At 56.4% G+C, this 17,432-nt stretch carries 16 protein-coding genes; 11 read left to right on the top strand and 5 right to left on the bottom strand.

Features of this window, described 5'->3' with window-relative positions; all coding sequences use genetic code 11:
* Positions 1–228 precede the first annotated feature (228 nt).
* The 4 genes from LCH65_RS07085 to LCH65_RS07070 all read right to left on the bottom strand — a co-directional run bounded on the left by LCH65_RS07085 (position 229) and on the right by LCH65_RS07070 (position 6,769).
* A complete protein-coding gene (locus LCH65_RS07085; protein ID WP_072365438.1) occupies positions 229–1,008 on the bottom strand; it encodes a hypothetical protein in 780 nt (259 codons plus the stop codon).
* Positions 1,009–1,197: 189 nt separating this feature from the next.
* Positions 1,198–3,234, bottom strand: coding sequence for a glycosyltransferase family 1 protein (locus tag LCH65_RS07080; protein ID WP_072365436.1), 2,037 nt, complete (start codon positions 3,232–3,234; stop codon positions 1,198–1,200).
* A 310-nt stretch (positions 3,235–3,544) separates the two neighbouring features.
* A complete protein-coding gene (locus LCH65_RS07075; protein ID WP_226439266.1) occupies positions 3,545–5,401 on the bottom strand; it encodes a glycosyltransferase in 1,857 nt (618 codons plus the stop codon).
* A 603-nt stretch (positions 5,402–6,004) separates the two neighbouring features.
* Positions 6,005–6,769 (bottom strand): SDR family oxidoreductase, encoded by a 765-nt coding sequence (locus LCH65_RS07070; RefSeq protein WP_003433744.1) that lies wholly within the window; start codon positions 6,767–6,769, stop codon positions 6,005–6,007.
* Between the two features lie 227 nt (positions 6,770–6,996).
* Between LCH65_RS07070 and LCH65_RS26215 the strand changes: the two genes are divergently transcribed.
* The 9 genes from LCH65_RS26215 (at position 6,997) to LCH65_RS07030 (ending at position 15,323) form a co-directional block, all read left to right on the top strand.
* The gene (locus LCH65_RS26215; RefSeq protein WP_003365695.1) at positions 6,997–7,125 is read left to right on the top strand and encodes a hypothetical protein; all 129 of its coding nucleotides are present in this window, start codon (positions 6,997–6,999) and stop codon (positions 7,123–7,125) included.
* A gap of 142 nt (positions 7,126–7,267) precedes the next feature.
* On the top strand, positions 7,268–8,536 hold the full coding sequence (locus LCH65_RS07065) for an OprD family porin (RefSeq protein ID WP_003433746.1): 1,269 nt from the start codon (positions 7,268–7,270) through the stop codon (positions 8,534–8,536).
* Between the two features lie 178 nt (positions 8,537–8,714).
* The gene (locus LCH65_RS07060) at positions 8,715–9,542 is read left to right on the top strand and encodes an NAD(P)-dependent oxidoreductase (protein WP_054080629.1); all 828 of its coding nucleotides are present in this window, start codon (positions 8,715–8,717) and stop codon (positions 9,540–9,542) included.
* A gap of 42 nt (positions 9,543–9,584) precedes the next feature.
* Complete coding sequence (locus LCH65_RS07055) at positions 9,585–10,469, top strand: SMP-30/gluconolactonase/LRE family protein (RefSeq protein ID WP_024663310.1); 885 nt, start codon at positions 9,585–9,587, stop codon at positions 10,467–10,469.
* Between the two features lie 57 nt (positions 10,470–10,526).
* Positions 10,527–11,552 (top strand): TRAP transporter substrate-binding protein, encoded by a 1,026-nt coding sequence (locus LCH65_RS07050; RefSeq protein ID WP_003433751.1) that lies wholly within the window; start codon positions 10,527–10,529, stop codon positions 11,550–11,552.
* A 62-nt stretch (positions 11,553–11,614) separates the two neighbouring features.
* Positions 11,615–12,142, top strand: a complete 528-nt coding sequence (locus LCH65_RS07045) for a TRAP transporter small permease (protein WP_003365702.1) — start codon at positions 11,615–11,617, stop codon at positions 12,140–12,142.
* The gene (locus LCH65_RS07040; RefSeq protein ID WP_003433753.1) at positions 12,143–13,423 is read left to right on the top strand and encodes a TRAP transporter large permease; all 1,281 of its coding nucleotides are present in this window, start codon (positions 12,143–12,145) and stop codon (positions 13,421–13,423) included.
* Between the two features lie 84 nt (positions 13,424–13,507).
* Complete coding sequence (locus LCH65_RS07035) at positions 13,508–14,479, top strand: DMT family transporter (protein ID WP_054080628.1); 972 nt, start codon at positions 13,508–13,510, stop codon at positions 14,477–14,479.
* Positions 14,454–15,323 (top strand): aldose 1-epimerase, encoded by an 870-nt coding sequence (locus LCH65_RS07030; protein WP_054080627.1) that lies wholly within the window; start codon positions 14,454–14,456, stop codon positions 15,321–15,323. Before LCH65_RS07035 ends, LCH65_RS07030 begins: the two co-directional genes overlap by 26 nt.
* Before the next feature lie 31 nt (positions 15,324–15,354).
* Here LCH65_RS07030 and LCH65_RS07025 read toward each other — a convergent pair whose 3' ends face one another.
* A complete protein-coding gene (locus LCH65_RS07025) occupies positions 15,355–15,918 on the bottom strand; it encodes a hypothetical protein (RefSeq protein WP_054080626.1) in 564 nt (187 codons plus the stop codon).
* A gap of 334 nt (positions 15,919–16,252) precedes the next feature.
* Between LCH65_RS07025 and LCH65_RS07020 the strand changes: the two genes are divergently transcribed.
* Both LCH65_RS07020 and LCH65_RS07015 read left to right on the top strand, forming a co-directional pair.
* Positions 16,253–16,765, top strand: coding sequence for a sigma-70 family RNA polymerase sigma factor (locus LCH65_RS07020; protein WP_003345995.1), 513 nt, complete (start codon positions 16,253–16,255; stop codon positions 16,763–16,765).
* Positions 16,765–17,427 carry a ChrR family anti-sigma-E factor gene (locus LCH65_RS07015; protein ID WP_054080625.1) on the top strand — a complete coding sequence of 221 codons (663 nt, stop codon included), beginning with the start codon at positions 16,765–16,767 and terminating at the stop codon, positions 17,425–17,427. Before LCH65_RS07020 ends, LCH65_RS07015 begins: the two co-directional genes overlap by 1 nt.
* Positions 17,428–17,432 lie beyond the last annotated feature (5 nt).

Raw genomic sequence — 17,432 nt, 5'->3', positions numbered from 1 at the left:
GGTGCGCTTTACCGCACTGTTAGTCGCCCTCTGCGGCGAGGGCGGGCCCTGATCAAGCCGCTTTTCGATGGTACTCGGCGTCGCCACGCGGGTGGCTCAGTGGCGCGCCGTTACGGAGCTGAAAACCCTAGGGGTAGTCGACGAAGCGTTTGGCGCAAAATACGATGATATCTTCAACCTACCGCGCGTTAGCGGTAAGTGGATAGAACATGCTCACGTGGAGGTATTTCAGAAAAAAATACTATTAGCGGCGTTCTTGTAGGATATATTTAATGTCTCATACAGAATAATATCAGCCCAACACAGCTCTTTAATAGTATCTATGGTTGCCTCATTGAATTTGCATGTTCTGGCTCCTGATACATTCTCTCTCGGGGCGAGAATGACCTGCTGACTGTTAGAATCATTTTTAAGCAGAAGCTCGGCCATCCTGGAAATAAGCAAGTCGGATTCTGACACGTCAGCTATATAAAAATCCCCCTGAGAAATCAGGCTTAGCGATAAACTTTCGATGTCGTGACTATGACGTGCACCGCAGTCCACACCCAGCAGGTATTTTGACTGTATGTTGCTAACCTCAGCGAGGGTTTTTTCATCGCAGAAGAACGCCTCTGGCGTCATCGCTTTGCAGTGTTCATAGAGCGGATGTTCGACTCCCTTTATAGCAGACTCTGAAGTAATCCAGTGAAAATATGATTCAACCTGCTCAAGAGGATCTCGTATGACCGAACATATTGTTGGATTAGGCACCTGAGCATCTGAGATTATTTTATTGACTGCACCCACTGTGAAGTGCCCGCCGATAAATTTGATCGCCTCATTACTGTCGCTGGAGAAAAATGCGTCTTCGTCAGCCAGATTATTTATATCACCGTCGTGACCGTGCCAGAAAAAATGGCCGCCAGGCCTTAGCATTTTATTAAAAAAAGATCCTAGCGAAGTACCCGCACACTTCGGTATGTGTATAAAAAAAACCACATCATCAGAAATTGCTATTGATTTCTTCATTTAATTCGCGTACCCGTTATAGTTTGCCTGATTTCAACGATAGGGAGGCGGAGCTTACACCCCCTATCTTCGACAGCATCCTTAACACCGCAGCTCCCCTTAAGGCTCGGGGAGCGAAAGCTAAATATCTGCCGCATACTGCGCCTAGGCTATTTTGACGTCACGGTGCCCAGACTCTGCGTTTAGACCTCATAGAAGCAGGCCTTCAAGGATGTCAATCCGTTCCCCAAGATCATGTGCTATGGCCACAGAGATCAGGCTCAGAAAAAGATCTCGTGGCTCTGGGTGCTGATTTTTCTTGTGGCTTCTTCTGATGAACTCTATTTGCAGACACCCGGTCTGGTCGGAAACCGCATTTATCTTAATAAGTTTATGGCCTGCTATCTCGCTGTCCTTAAGCACCATGAGGTCGTTATATTCTTTATTTTGAGCTATCTCAAAACTAATCGAATCCAGGTTTGGGGGCAGCCAGTACTTTATGTAAACCGCTACTTTTTGTTGTGGCTGGGAAGTTTGTATCCTTATTGCTCCGTAATTCCCCTGCAACCAGCGACCGCAGCTTTCTGGAACAAACCAGTCTCCCTGACTCAGGATGGAGTAAGCTGTTGAACGATGAATAATGTAGTCAAAAAAGCTTTCCTTCGAACTGACCACGTTGGAAAAACGGTAAATCATCCCACCTTTCAAGGAGGTATCCACCGCTTTTATGTCATCGCTCTGGTGGGTAGCGTCCAGCAAATTATCCAGGTCCAATGCGTAGTCTTGCCAGGTTCTAGGCCTGTAGGAGCTCTTTATAAGGGCTTCTCTTGCTTTTATTTCCGACCTGTTTTCAATATAGTAAAGTACCTTGCTCGCTATATCATTAACGTCTCTGGGGTCAAAGTAATCAGCGTAGATACCGCCTGCCTCAGGCAACGAGGTAGTATTTGAGCAAATACAGAATTTTCCTCTTGTGAGGCTTTCCGTTACCGGCAGCCCCCACCCTTCATACAGGCTGGGATACACGGTAAACAAGCAATTTGAATACAGCCACTCCAAGTCACTGTCAGAAGCATCATGAATAAATGTTACTTTCCTGAAAAGCTCTTTATTATCTTGAACCAGAGCCTGTACTTCATGGAAGCCCCAGCCGCTTTTCCCAACAATAATCAATTGTGGTGGTTTTTTGTCAAGCAGCTTTTCCCAAGCCTTTATAAGTGCGGCGTGATTTTTTCTCGTTTCGATGGTGGACACAAATATGCAGAACTCGTCCTCGATAAAATACCTGCTTTGTATTTTGCTGTTTGAGGACTTTATTGACGGGTGCGAGCCTAAGGGTATGAAGGTGCTCTGTGATTCGTTAGGAACGATATTTTTATCGAGTATGAAACGATCGAGTTCTTTTTTAGTGTATTCAGATATCGAGACTAGTATGTCCGAGAGTGAAACTATCTCTGACAGCCAAAGTGAAAAACGTACAGAGAGTTCGGGTGGCAGCGTGCTTCTGCTGTGGTACGGTATAAGATCATAAACAATGGTGCCATACTTTATTTGCTTTTCAAACTTTAACTTTTTTATGGCCAATGTGTAGTTCTGAAAGCTGAACGACGCCCCGGTACCGAACAACATATCCCCATCGGCTATATTGACCGGAACGGTATTGCTTGTGGCCAGATTTATCAACGGCGTTAACCCATCGCCTTTGATGTCACCTAACACCGCGCCAATGAGCCCCTTGAACGCATCTCGCTCTATTTCGTAGAGGTTGTTATCTGCCTCTGACAGGAGCGTGCAGAACTTGTAGTTATTTTTGCGATCTTCTTCAATTATCGACTGGCACAACTGTGACACCAGGCGCTGTATCCCGGTCACTCTTTTTTCGTGCCGCAGAAAGTTAATCAGATCTGAAACTTCTAAGTAGATTGTTTTTTTTGTGGCCAATCTCTGTGCTGAAATCTGATCAGCACTTTGGAGACTGGTTCCTGTGCTGATTTCCATAATCTCTGCAGACAGGTATTCATCCTCCGAAAGCTCAGGGTGAAAAACGATGTTAAACGAGTGATCGCCACTTCCTATTTTTGACTGTTCCAGATCGGCCCGATATTTGTTCGCCGTCACTTTCATCTTTCTGTTACTGGTTGTTATGCCTATCTCTTTATGTTTCCCTGGAGTGTCAGGCGAAAATATCCAGCCATCTAGAGTTCTTTTTGTAAATTTATCTATCGAGTACTTAATACTTTCCGTCATCTTCTTCTTCCGTAAGAGTCACAAACTCTAGCGCTTTCGTCTTCATCCAGGTAGGTTCCGGACTGGACCTCAATTTATATGCAGCCTGATTGTTTAGGGTTTCTCATCTCTGGATATCTCCCAGAGACCTATGGATTTTTTAAGTAAGCCGCGTTGCTTTTCGCCCTCTGTTACATTCGCAGCACCGAGCATCGCTACGTCTTGTAGCTTGCCCCCTCGCACGGCCCGTGCAGCCTCTGCTGGCTCGGCAGAAGGATGCCATCGCCGACGGATAGCATACCCGGATGAAACGCATCATGATGTTGATTCACTATGGTTGCCGCTTGAGTTCGATCAAGTCGGCTATTCGGCGGCGGTAAACCGCCCCAATGGCAGCAGTAGAGAAAATTTCGTTAAAACGCTGACCATGTGCCAAAGGTGAACATCCATTTTCATCGGATAGCCGATTGGCGACGTCAATCATGGCCTGCGCTGCTGCGCCGATATCCGGCTCTGCCCAGAATTGACCCTCTGCCTCGATATATTCATCCGGTTCTAGAACTTGCAAGCGGAAAGGAACAAGCCGTGCGCCCGCCGCACGGCAGAAATCAGTATTTCCGCCGTAATCCGTGGCGATGACCTCTAAGCCGAGTAACAAGGCTTCGGCAATGCCCCGCCCAAACCCCTCGGCACGGTGCAAGGATACAAAGCAATCACAGGCACGGTACAGCTCCAAGACATCGGTTTTTTCAAGCATCGCATCGATGATGAAGATACGCGAGTCATTCTGGGCGGTAGATTGGATTTGCCTCCAGATCGAGTTTTTCGGGTCAGGGCGCATGCACTTGATGACCAGACCGACGTGTTGATCTGCGCTGGTGAAAGCTCGCAGAAAAGCTTCGACAACGCCGAGCGGATTCTTGCGAGAGATAAAGGAGTTTCCGTCGAAGGAAAACACGAACAGTGTTTTATCCTGCGGCAGGCCAAAACGTGCTCGCTGGCGCAGTGCGTTGGTGGTATCGACTTCGTCGGGCAGGCGAACGGCCATCGGCATCCAACGCACCGGAACCGGGCTGGCACGTTGCATGGCCTGTTCGATATGTCGGCTCGATGCCCAGGCCTCGTCGATAAGGTTGAAGCAGTGCTCCCAATTGGCTGGCCAGTTGTGCAGTTCCCATGGCCAGTAGCCGATGGTGTAGCGACCGCGAAATAGTTCGGCACCGCATGTAAGAAAGAGCCTTAGATGCTCCATAGCGGTAAGACAAACGATATTGATGCCATAGCGAGGGGTGTCTGTTATCCACTGCGCGATGCTGCGATCCTGCTGGCGTACGTTACTGCCTGGGGCGAAATCGATGACGCAGAAGGGTATGCCTGCAGCCTGGCAAGCATGCGCGGCCATGCGGACGTCCTCGCCGATACCCAGCTCGCCGAAGGCATAGCCGATCAGGTTTACGCCGAAGCTCTCATTGCTGTGTTGGAATGACTGGGCGGTGTGTTCAGGCCATGCCTGGAGCGGGATTTTCTGGAGCAATGGCAGTCCCGTTTCATGCGGGGCATTTTGGTCAAGCCAGCCCTTGAATCCCGCGAGGCCTGCCGCAGTATCCTGCCGGAATATAGCCTGCAGGTCTGGCCGTTTCTCTGACAATAGGCGTGCGAAACGGCTTTTGAGCAGATCAGGTTGATCCAGCAGAAAGCGTCGTTGCCAACCGGGTATATCCTGCCCGCTCACCGCCAGATCCTGCCAGCCACCAGACCCGAAAAACCAATAAAGTGCATCACGCTGTGCATCAGAGGTCTTCAGTTCAGAATCGATGCCAAGATCGCTGCGCCCATGAATTACCAGTTGCAGGAAGCGCGAAATACCACCGGACCATTCGCTGTAAGGCACGCTGGCAGGTTGGGAGAGTGTTTTCCAGAACGGTGTCAACTGACGAAGAGCTGCATATTCACGGCGGCCATGTAACACACACCAAGCTAGGAAGCGGCACCTTCCATCAAGCGTGTCGAGCGGGAAATCGTTTTGCAGATCCTGATCGCGCAATTGCCAGATGGCGAGATGGAGACCGTAAATAGCACTGATGCCCGGTACGTCAAGCCCCATAATTGGCTGGCTGTAAGCATACTCAGCACCGACCTGAAAGGGCAGGCTTGCAAAAAGCTCGGCGATTTTTATTGGTTGCGACATGGCTCGCTTCTGGCTATTGGGCTTGCGTCTGGTGCGCCTGCAACTCACCGCCACGACCTAAAAATGAACGAAATGCCCTCGAGCACTCTGACTCCTGGAAGCCGGCTTCGCTGAGCTTTTGCCTGACCGCTTAGCAATGAAGCCGTTGCGGTGGCCCATCATGTAGTCGTTACCGTGCGCTAGCGAAACCTAGTGGCCAAGAAGCATATCCAAAATGAACCCGAATTACCAAGCAAGGTAGGCTTTTGGCCGTTGACTTACCGGTGCGTGTCAACTTACCTGTCGATTTCGTCTACTTTACCCGCCCGTTGCAGCCTTGATTTCAAGGCGCTCAAGGTTTGGATAAACCGCGCCCTGCGCTTAGAGCCTCCAAGTAGTTAGCAGATCGCCGCCGCTGAAGAAATCAGCCGCAGCATCGTCAACGTGCGCGATGTCTCCGAGCAGACCGCTTCGGCCAGCGAAGAAACCGCTGCGTCCAGCGTCGAACTGGCGCGCCTGGGCGGGCAGTTGCAAACGATGGTCAGCCATTTCCGGATCTGATCACCCTGCGTTGACATCAAGCCCGGTCTTTACCGGGCTTGATTGTTTCTACACTCCTGACAGTCACGCCTGTGGCGGCTGCCCGTTGGACGCCGACAGGCCGCCATCGACCGGCAGGTTGACGCCGGTCACGAAGCGCGCGTCGTCACTGGCCAGGAAAGCGATCACATCGCCGACGTCTTCGGCTTCACCCGGGCGACCCAGTGGGATGCGCTCCATGAACTTGGCCATCAACGCTTTGTCACCGAGCATATCTTCGGTCAGCTCGCTGCGGGTCAGTGAGGGGCAGACGGCATTCACGCGCACGCCGTCAGCACCATGGTCCATGGCCAGCGAACGAGTGAAGTTGGTGATCGCGCCCTTGGCCGCGTTATAGAAACTCATGCCCCAGTCGCCGCCCAGACCGGACACCGACGAGACGTTGATGATGTTGCCTTTGCTGGCGATCAGTGCAGGCATGGCGGTACGGGTGCAATAGAACACGCCGTCCAGGTCCACGGACATCAACTCTTTCCAGTCCTCTATGCCCAGCTCGGTCACTTTGCCGGACTTGACGATACCAGCATTGTTGACCAGCACATCCAGGCGCCCGAAGCGCGTCGCCACTTCCTTGAACAGCGCTTCCACGTCGCTCGGGTCGGCCACGTCCGCGGCTCTGACCAGGTGCCCTTCGCCCTTCAGTTGGGCGGCTACTTTGGCCAGCTTGTCGTGATTGCGGCCGACCAGCACGACGCTTGCGCCTTCCTCGGCAAAACGTTTGGCGGTCGCTGCGCCGATTCCGGAACCGGCACCTGTGACGACGACGACTTTCTGGGTGAAACGATTCATTCGGCAGTCTCCAAAAAAATGAATGGGATTATCGGGTGGACTGCACACCCGGCCGCAGCGTTCACTCGCATTTGATTTTGGTGTCAATGGCTCTGTAAATGACCGGTGAATCGTTAAACCTCGACCATGGGTGCGTTGACAACGCCGCAGCGGTCTGCAAATAATCCCCACGGTTGTACGACAACCTATAACGCCAAAAATAAAAACAACACCGAGGCCAGTCCATCATGAACACTCTCGCCGCGCCTGCTCGCTCGATCAGCAAGGGCTCAATCATTGAAGCCCTGATCAGTGACGCCTTGTTTACTGAAAACTCGCACTACCAGACACCCTTCTCGATTCACAACATTCGCTGAAACACAGCGAACGGTACTCGGCCGCCTGCAGGTCGAGGCCATGCCTGGCGACAGGCATCACGTAATCCTCGAAGGTGTCGGCCGCCGCTTGCGCGCGGCCAGGAAAGGGGACGGTTTCACTAAACAAGGGAGCACAACAATAATGACATCTCACACTACCCGCTCACGCATCCTGCTGGGCTTCGGCGGTATGACGCTGATTTTCCCGATGCTCGGCATGGCCGAAGGTTTCGTCGACGACACCAAGGCCACACTTACCCTGCGTAACGCCTACTTCAACCGTAATTTCACCAATCCTGCATACCCGAGCAGTGCCGCGCCACAGAGCAAGGCCGAGGAATGGACACAAAGCTTCATTCTCGACGCCAAGTCGGGCTTTACTCAGGGTGTGGTGGGTTTCGGGGTTGATGTGCTGGGCCTATATTCGCTCAAGCTCGATGGCGGCAAGGGTACGGGCGGCACTCAGCTGCTACCGATCCACAGCGACGGGCGTCCGGCCGATGATTTCGGGCGCCTGGGCGTGGCGGGCAAGGCGCGGGTTTCCAAGACCGAACTGAAGGTCGGCGAGTGGATGCCGGTGCTGCCGATCCTGCGCTCCGATGACGGTCGTTCGTTGCCGCAGACGTTTCGCGGTGGTCAGGTCACGTCCAAGGAGATCGACGGCCTGACGCTGTATGGCGGCCAGTTCCGCGGCAACAGCCCACGCAACGATGCGAGCATGGAAGACATGTCGCTGAACGGGCGAGGCGCATTCACCTCGGACCGCTTCAACTTCGGCGGCGGCGAGTATGTCTTCAACGACAAGCGCACCCAGGTAGGCGTCTGGTACTCGGAACTGCAGGACATCTATCAGCAGCAATTCTTCAACCTGCTGCACAGTCAGCCGCTCGGCGACTGGACCCTGGGCGCGAACCTGGGTTACTTCATCGGCAAGGAAGACGGCAACAAACTGGCCGGCGACCTGGATAACAAGACGGCCTACGCGCTGCTCTCGGCCCGCTATGGCGGCAGCACCTTCTATGTCGGTCTGCAGAAGCTGACGGGCGATACCGCGTGGATGCGCGTCAACGGCACCAGCGGCGGCACCCTGGCCAACGACAGTTACAACTCCAGCTACGACAACGCCAAAGAGAAATCCTGGCAGCTGCGCCATGACTACAACTTCGCGACGCTGGGCGTACCCGGCCTGACCCTGATGAACCGCTATATCAGCGGCGACAATGTGCACACCGGCAACATCACTGACGGCAAGGAATGGGGCCGGGAGTCTGAACTGGCCTACACCGTCCAAAGCGGTGCGCTGAAGAATCTGAACGTCAAATGGCGCAACTCCAGCCTGCGTCGTGATTTCAGCACCAACGAATTCGACGAAAATCGCGTGTTCGTCAGCTACCCTATTTCGTTGCTCTGAAAGCGTGGCAGAGCCTGTTGGCCACGGCAGGTTTTGCCTTGTTACAAATGTATCCGGCCAAGTGCGTGCACAGCCCGTTTTTAGACCTTGGCCGCGTTGACAATCAGCGTATGCGGTGCCGATAATCCGGCAAGTCATACGACAACAGATGACAAAAATAACAATCGGGACTTCTCTCATGGCATCGGCTCATACCACTCAAACTCCCTTCAATCGCCTCCTGCTGACCGGCGCGGCAGGTGGCCTGGGCAAGGTATTGCGCGAAACTCTGCGCCCTTACACAAAAGTGCTGCGGCTTTCCGACATTGCCGAGATGGCGCCCGCTGTCGACGGCAGTGAGGAAGTTCAGGTCTGCGATCTGGCCGACAAGAACGCCGTGCACCAACTGGTCGAAGGCGTCGACGCGATCGTGCATTTCGGCGGTGTGTCGGTCGAACGCCCGTTCGAGGAAATCCTCGGCGCCAATATCTGCGGCGTGTTCCACATCTACGAAGCCGCCCGCCGGCACGGCGTGAAACGCGTGATCTTTGCCAGCTCCAACCACGTGATCGGTTTCTACAAGCAGACCGAGACCATCGACGCGCACTCCCCTCGCCGCCCGGACAGTTACTACGGTCTATCCAAGTCCTACGGCGAGGACATGGCCAGCTTTTACTTCGATCGCTACGGCATCGAAACCGTCAGCATCCGTATCGGCTCATCGTTTTCCGAACCGCAAAACCGCCGAATGATGAGTACCTGGCTGAGCTTTGCTGACCTGACTCAGTTGATCGAACGCTCGCTGTACACGCCAGACGTGGGCCACACCGTGGTCTACGGCGTCTCGGACAACAAGACCGTCTGGTGGGACAACCGCCTGGCCAGCAAACTGGATTACAAACCGAAGGACAGCTCGGAAGTGTTCCGCGAGAAGGTCGACGCCCAGCCGCTGCCGGCAGCCGATGACCCGGCAATGCTTTACCAGGGCGGTGCCTTTGTGGCTTCAGGACCGTTCGGCGACCAATAAGCAGCGCTTTCCCCTCGCAGCACTCTGGAGACACGAACCGTCATGGATGCCGAACTGATTGTCGATGCACAGAACGCCACCGGCGAAAGCCCGGTCTGGAGCGTGCGTGATCAAGCGTTGTACTGGGTGGATATTCCCAAGGGCGAGTTGCATCGCTGGGATTTCAATCAGGACAGCACGCGCAGCTGGAAAGCGCCGCAGATGCTGGCCTGTATCGCCGCCGACAATCGGGGTGGCTGGGTGGCGGGGATGGAGAACGGAATCTTTCATTTGCAGCCCTGCGAAGACGGCAGCCTGATCAGCACGCTTCTGGCCAGCGTCGAACACGCGCAGGCAGGCATGCGCTTCAATGACGGCCGCTGCGACCGACAGGGTCGTTTCTGGGCGGGCACCATGTTTATGGACATGGCCGCAGGGGCGACGGTGGGGGCGTTGTATCGCTACAGCGCCGGCCAGACCACGCTGAACGCACAACTCAAGGACTTCATCGTCCCCAACGGCCTGGCGTTCAGCCCCGACGGCAAGGTCATGTACCTGTCCGACTCGCACCCCGGCGTGCAGCAGATCTGGGCCTTCGATTACGACACCGACAGCGGCACGCCGCGCAATCGCCGCCTGTTCGTCGACATGAACCATCACCTGGGTCGCCCCGACGGCGCGGCGATCGACACCGACGGCTGCTACTGGATCTGTGGCAACGACGCAGGCCTGGTTCACCGCTTCACCCCCACCGGCAAACTCGACCGTTCACTGGTCGTGCCGGTGAAAAAGCCAGCCATGTGTGCCTTTGGCGGCCCCAATCTGGACACGCTGTTCGTAACGTCCATTCGCCCGGGTGGCGATATTAGCGATCAGCCACTGGCTGGCGGCCTGTTCGCCCTGCGACCTGGGGTTCAGGGCCTGGAGGAACCCACGTTTCAGGGCTGACAGCGCCCTGCCGAAAATCCCGTAGCTCTACCAAAAATAACAAAATCGGAGATATCCATGGACTTCAAACGCAAGCTTCTCATCGCAGCACTTCCGCTGGCCTTCTGTGTGTCAGGCATGGCCCACGCTGATGTCAAAATCAAGTTCGCCGAGGTTCACCCTGCTGGCTATGCGCCGGTCGTGGCAGAACAGAACATGGGCAAGAAACTCGAAGAACAGTCCAAGGGCGAGATCAGTTTCAAGATGTACGCGGGTGGCGTACTCGGCTCCGAGAAGGAGGTCGTTGAGCAGGTGCAGAGCGGCGCCGTGCAGATGACCCGCGTCAGCCTCGGCATCGTCGGCCCGGTAGTGCCGGACGTCAACGTCTTCAACCTGCCGTTCGTATTCCGTGACCAGGCGCATATGCGCACCATCATCGATGGCGAGATCGGTCAGGAAATCCTCGACAAGATCACCAATTCGCAATTCAACATGGTCGCTCTGGCCTGGATGGATGGCGGCACCCGCAACCTATACACCAAGAAGCCGGTACGGCAGATTTCCGACCTCAAAGGCATGAAAATCCGCGTTCAGGGCAACCCGGTGTTCATCGAAACCATCAACGACATGGGCGGCAACGGCATCGCCATGGCCACCGGCGAGATCTTCAGTGCCCTGCAGACCGGCGTCATTGACGGTGCGGAAAACAACCCGCCGACGTATTTCCAGCACAACCACTACCAGAACGCCAAGTTCTTCACCATCACCGAACACCTGATCCTGCCCGAGCCCATCGTGATGGCGAAAACCACATGGAACAAGCTCAACCCCGAGCAGCAAGCACTGGTGAAAAAGCTGGCGCGTGAAGCGCAGATGGAGGAGCGAGCGCTGTGGGACAAGTCGTCAGCCGATGCCGAGACCAAGCTCAAGGCCGCTGGCGTGGAATTCATCACGCTGACGCCTGAGCAGAAGAAAGCCTTCTACGACGCGACTCAACCGGTCCGCGACAAATTCGGCGCGCCTTACAAGGATCTGATCAGCCGCATCGAAGCGGTCCAGACCAATCCGGCACTGGCTGCACCCAGTACCCCAGCGGCCCAATAAGCCTGTCCGATTACGCAGCGGGGACGAGCATCAGCTCGTTCGCCGCCGCAGTGGTGAGCCTTATGAAAAATACGCTTTTGCGCATCAACGACACGCTTTATCGGGTCTGCATCGGCATTGCCGGTCTCTCGGTGTTGATCATGACCCTGATCATCCCCTGGGGCATCTTTGCCCGCTACATCCTCGGCAGCGGTTCCAGTTGGCCTGAACCCACCGCCATCCTGCTGATGGTGGTGTTTACCTTCTTCGGCGCCGCCGCCAGTTACCGGGCCGGTGCGCACATGGCCGTGTCAATGGCTGTGGAGCGCATGCCGCAGCAGGTGCGCAGAGCCGCCAGCGTGGTGGTGCAGATTCTGATGGGGATCGTGGCCCTGTTCATGATTTTCAAAGGCTTCAAGCTGTGCGCCACCACCTGGAATCAATTCGTCGGCGAACTGCCGTTTCTGCGCGTCGGTATCTCTTATCTGCCGATTCCTCTCGGCGGCCTCGTGACGCTGGTCTTCGTTCTGGAAAGGCTGTTGCTGGGTGACCAGAGTCATCGCGCGGTCATGCATTTCGACGTCGTTGAAGAAAGCGAAGGTGCCGCATAAATGGACGCTTTTATACTGTTGGGCAGCTTTATTGCGCTGATCCTGATTGGCATGCCGGTGGCCTACGCGCTGGGCCTTTCAGCCCTGATCGGCGCCTGGTGGATCGACATCCCGGCCGATGCACTGATGATCCAGATTGCGGGTGGCGTGAACAAATTCTCGCTGTTGGCGATTCCGTTCTTCGTGCTGGCCGGAGCAATCATGGCCGAAGGCGGCATGTCGCGACGTCTGGTCGCGTTTGCCGCAGTGCTGGTGGGCTTCGTGCGCGGGGGCCTGTCGCTGGTCAATATCGTGGCTTCGACCTTCTTCGGCGCGATCTCGGGTTCCTCGGTGGCCGACACGGCCTCGGTGGGTTCGGTGCTGATCCCGGAAATGGAACGCAACGGCTACCCGCGAGACTTCTCGACGGCAGTGACCGTCAGCGGCTCGGTGCAGGCGCTGCTGACACCCCCCAGCCACAACTCGGTGCTCTATTCGCTGGCGGCAGGCGGTACAGTGTCGATTGCATCGCTGTTCATGGCCGGGATCCTCCCGGGTCTGCTGCTCAGCGCAGTGATGATGGGCCTGTGCATGATCTTCGCGCGCAAGCGCAACTACCCCAAGGGTGAAGTGATCCCGCTGCGCCAGGCACTGAAAATTGCCGGTGAAGCGCTTTGGGGCATGATGGCCATGGTCATTATTCTCGGCGGCATTCTGTCGGGGATTTTCACGGCCACCGAGTCGGCGGCTATTGCCGTGCTCTGGTCGTTCTTCGTTACCATGTTCATCTACCGCGACTACAAATGGCGCGACCTGCCCAAACTGATGCATCGGGCGGCACGCACCATTTCCATCGTGATGATCCTGATCGGTTTTGCCGCCAGCTTCGGTTACATCCTGACGCTGATGGAAATCCCGATGAAGATCACCACCGCATTCCTGACCCTGTCGGACAACCGCTACGTGATCCTGATGTGCATCAACGTGATGTTGCTGCTGCTCGGTACGGTCATGGACATGGCGCCGCTGATTCTGATCCTGACCCCCATTCTGTTGCCGGTCATCGTCGGCGTCGGCATCGATCCGGTTCACTTCGGCATGATCATGCTGGTCAATCTGGGGATCGGGCTGATTACCCCGCCGGTGGGCGCGGTGCTGTTTGTCGGTGCCGCTGTGGGTAAAGTCACCATCGAAGCGACGGTGAAAGCACTGGTGCCGTTCTATGTTGCGCTGTTCCTGGTGCTGATGCTGGTGACCTATGTTCCTGCCATCTCGTTGTGGCTGCCGAGCGTCGTGCTCTGACGTCTCCAGTTGCAAGGCTGCCGGAGCGCTTGAAAGGGCTCCGGCATGCACCTCTGTTGTCCAGCCAAGGAGGCTGGTTTGCGTATGTCTGCCCCTGCCCTGTTTCCGCGCCACATTGCCGTGCTGATCCTGGCGCTGCTGGCCTGCTCGTTTGCCGGCAACCACATCGCGGCACGCATTGCCTTCGATCATGACACCGGCCTACTGCTGGCCATTCTCTGTCGCTCCGGCGTGACCTTGCTGGTATTGACCAGTCTGGTGTTATGGCAGCGTGAAAGGCTCAGCCTGCCTGCCAGTACCTGGCGCTGGCAGCTGCTTCTGGGGTTGCTGATCGCCACGCAGAGCTTTTGCATCTACTCGGCGGTAGCGCGTATTCCGGTGGCCCTGGCCTTACTGGTGGTCAATGTCTCGCCGATCCTGCTGGCGTTGCTGACCTGGGCATTGGGCGGTGCCCGGCCAACGCGGCGCGCAGCCGGCCTGATGGGCCTGATTCTGTTTGGCCTGACGCTGGCGCTGGATGTGCCACAGCGCCTGTCGAACCCCGGCAGCAGCGAGCCGCGATGGCTGGAGGGTGTCGCCTACGCGTCGACCGCGGCGGTGGTGTTCGCCTTTGCGCTGTGGATTACCGATAACAAACTGGCGGGCATGCGCGGCAGCGTACGCAGCATGCTGACCATGGCCGTGGTGTTTGTCGTCGCAGCCATCGCCGGCAGCAGCGGCGTGCTGCCCGGCGGCGTGGGTCTGCCAAAGAGTTCTGTCGGCTGGACCGCACTGGCCAGTCTGGTGGTTTTGTACGGGCTGGGTTTCTCGCTGCTGTTCATCTGCATGGCACGGCTGGACATCGCCCGCAACGCGCCAGTGATGAACATCGAACCGGTGGCCAGCCTGCTGTTTGGCTGGCTGATTCTCGATCAATTGCTCAGCAGCGGTCAGGTGGTCGGCGGGCTGATCGTCGTCAGCGGCATCGTGCTGCTGACCTGGCGTCGCGCCCAATCGCCTGACTCTCAATCATCAAGAAAGGCTTTGAAGCATGTCCACGAACGTACTGACCCTTGAAGATGGCCTGACCCGCCTGACACTGGCCCCCGACATCGGCGCCAGTATCGTCAACTGGATCGTCCTGGCCAGTGGGCAACCCCTGCTGCGCCCCAGCGACGAACAGGCTCTGGCGGCCGGGACGCCTCGTCGGCTGGCCTGCTACCCGCTGGCACCGTGGTCGAACCGGATCGGCAACGGCGGTTTCGAGACACCAGACGGCTGGCTGGCCCTGGAGCCCAACAGCGCCAACGACCCGCTGCCGATTCATGGCAGCGCCTGGCAGCAGTCATGGACGGTCATTGAGCACACTTTAGATCGGGTCTTTCTGCAACTCGACAGCCAGACGCCATTCGCCTACCGCGCGCACCTGCGCTACACCCTGCACGACGGCAAACTGAGTATCGAACTGACCACCACTCATCTGGACAGCCGCGCCATGTGGCACGGCCTGGGCTTGCACCCTTACCTGCCACGCACGCCTCACACACGCTTGCAGGCCAAAGCTGCGCAGGTCTGGCTGTGCGACGAGGCAGGTTTGCCGAATGAGTTGCAGGATCTGCCCGCCGAATGGGACTTCCAGCACAGCAACAGGCTGCCCGAAGCACGGCTGGACAACGGCTTCACCGGCTGGGACGGCCACAGCGTCATCAGCCAGCCGGACCTGGGCTATGAACTGCACTGCCACGCCACCGGCAGCGAGTACTTTCTGGTGTTCTGCCCTCCGGGACTGAATTTCTTCTGTTTCGAGCCCGTCAGCCACCCGGTGAATGCCCATCATTTGCCTGGGCATCCGGGGTTGAAGCTGTTACGGCAGGGGGAGTCGATGGGGCTAGGGGTCAGTCTGCATCACAAGCCCTTGTAGCAGGCTGTTTCATGCCTTCCCTGGCCATCTGTTACTGGGCAATCACCAGTGTTGAAAGACCCCTAACGCTGGTTACGCCGGTCGTCTTGGCGCAATCGTTGCTCAATGTGGACTCGATATCGCCAAGTACAAATGTACTCATCGCCTTGGCATTCTTGTACCGGCCATCGACGATTTTTCCGACACCCACAATGGTCGTATTCAGATTACCGATATTATTGAGCGTCGCACTGAACTCGTAAGTACTGGTGGCGCCATCGCTCCAGTTGATGACCCATGTAATAGTCGGCGTTTGCAGCAGCAACGACTGACAGGAAAAATTCGCCTGAAAGTTTTGACTGGACGAAGCGCTGACTGCCAGAGGAAATGAAGGAGAAACACAGGCCCCCCAGTTGCTTGTCGTCGATACATTGACCAACTGATCGGTGTTGGTCAGTCCCGGCGACCAGTCGGCAGTGTGAGTCCCTGTCAGACAGGTCGCCAGGTTCGCAACCTGAGCCTGTGATCGCTCAGGCGCAAAAATAAGCCCCATGCAAACGATGATCAACAACAGGGTGGCCAGCGAAGATGAAACGCGTGCAACCTGAGTATCCATGTTTGTCTCCATGACATTGATGACATCCAGAACACAAAGTAATCATTTAACGTTAATGACTCTACTGTCAGAAATGACAGTGACCAAAGACGGCAAGATCTGGCCCGCGGCCACTGCCATGGCCGGATCTGCAAGTCAAACCGCCACTCATCACATCCTGTGATCCACTCCCCACCCCGTTACGTAACACCTCTGCATAGCGAACCAAACCCACACAATGGTGATCAGAAGGTGGATCATGCGCATAACTGCCAGTCTCAGGACCTTCTGTCACTTGTCCCCCTCTCACAGCGAATCGACAATCACCCGACTTTGGATCGATGAAGTCACCGCCGTGGCCCGCCAGAGGGACCGCGACAGCTTCATGCGCATTTACGATCACTTCGCTCCGCGCCTGTTGCGCTACCTCACCGGGCTGAATGTGCCGGAAGGTCAGGCCGAAGAGTTGGTGCAGGAAGTGCTGCTCAAACTGTGGCACAAGGCCGACTCGTTCGACCCGGCCAAGGCCAGCCTGGGGACATGGTTGTTTCGCATCGCACGCAATCTTTACATCGACAGTGTGCGCAAGGACCGTGGCTGGGTGCAGGTGCAGAACTCGCTGGAACAACTCGAGCGTCTGGAAGCTCCGGTAGATCGAACACTCGATTACAGCCAGCGCCAGGAGCAACAACTCAACATCGCCATCCAGAACCTGCCTGCCGATCAGGCCCGAGTGTTGCGAATGTCGTATTTCGAAGCGCTCAGCCACCGGGAGATTTCCGAACGCCTGGGTATGCCGCTCGGCACAGTAAAGTCCTGCCTGCGCCTGGCGTTTCAAAAATTGCGCTCGCGGATAGAGGAATCATGATGGGTCCACAACATCATCCGGACGACGCCACGCTGGTCAGTTATGCCGCAGGGGCGCTGTCGCAGGTCATCGCGGTGGTCACTGCCGCGCACCTGGAACGCTGCGCCGAATGTCGGGCGCGGCTCAGGCAGGCCGAGGCAATTGGCGGCGTGTTGATGCAGCAGCACACCAGCAGTGTGGTGCCGCTCAAGGGCAGATCGGCCATGCTGGCGCGGCTTGACGAGCAGCAAGCGTGGCTTGTACCCGCCCAGCACTCGATGCCGGCCGCCAATCAGGACCCGGACCTGATGCCGGTCTGCATGCAGGCGCATTTTGGTCGACACCTGAGCGCATTGAAGTGGAAGACCCTGATCCCCGGCGTACAACGAGTACGCGCCGAAGGCATCGAACAGGGCAACCTGATGCTGCTGAAAATCGCCCCCGGCGTGAGCATGCCGGTCCACAGCCACGAAAGCGGCGAGATGACCATGGTCCTCAAGGGCGCGTATTACGACGTGCAGGGAGAGTTCGGACTCAACGATGTGGCCGACCTGGACAGCCATATCCATCACCAGCCCATCGCCTACCCCGACCGGGAATGCATTTGCGTACTGGCCACTGAATCGAAGCTGCGTTTTCACGGGTTGCTGGCGCGGATGATGCAGCCGTTTTTCGGGATTTGAAAAAC

The sequence above is a fragment of the Pseudomonas sp. MWU16-30316 genome, assembly GCF_020515645.1.
Classification (GTDB): domain Bacteria; phylum Pseudomonadota; class Gammaproteobacteria; order Pseudomonadales; family Pseudomonadaceae; genus Aquipseudomonas; species Aquipseudomonas cerasi.
This window is presented reverse-complemented; position numbering and strand designations above follow the sequence as displayed.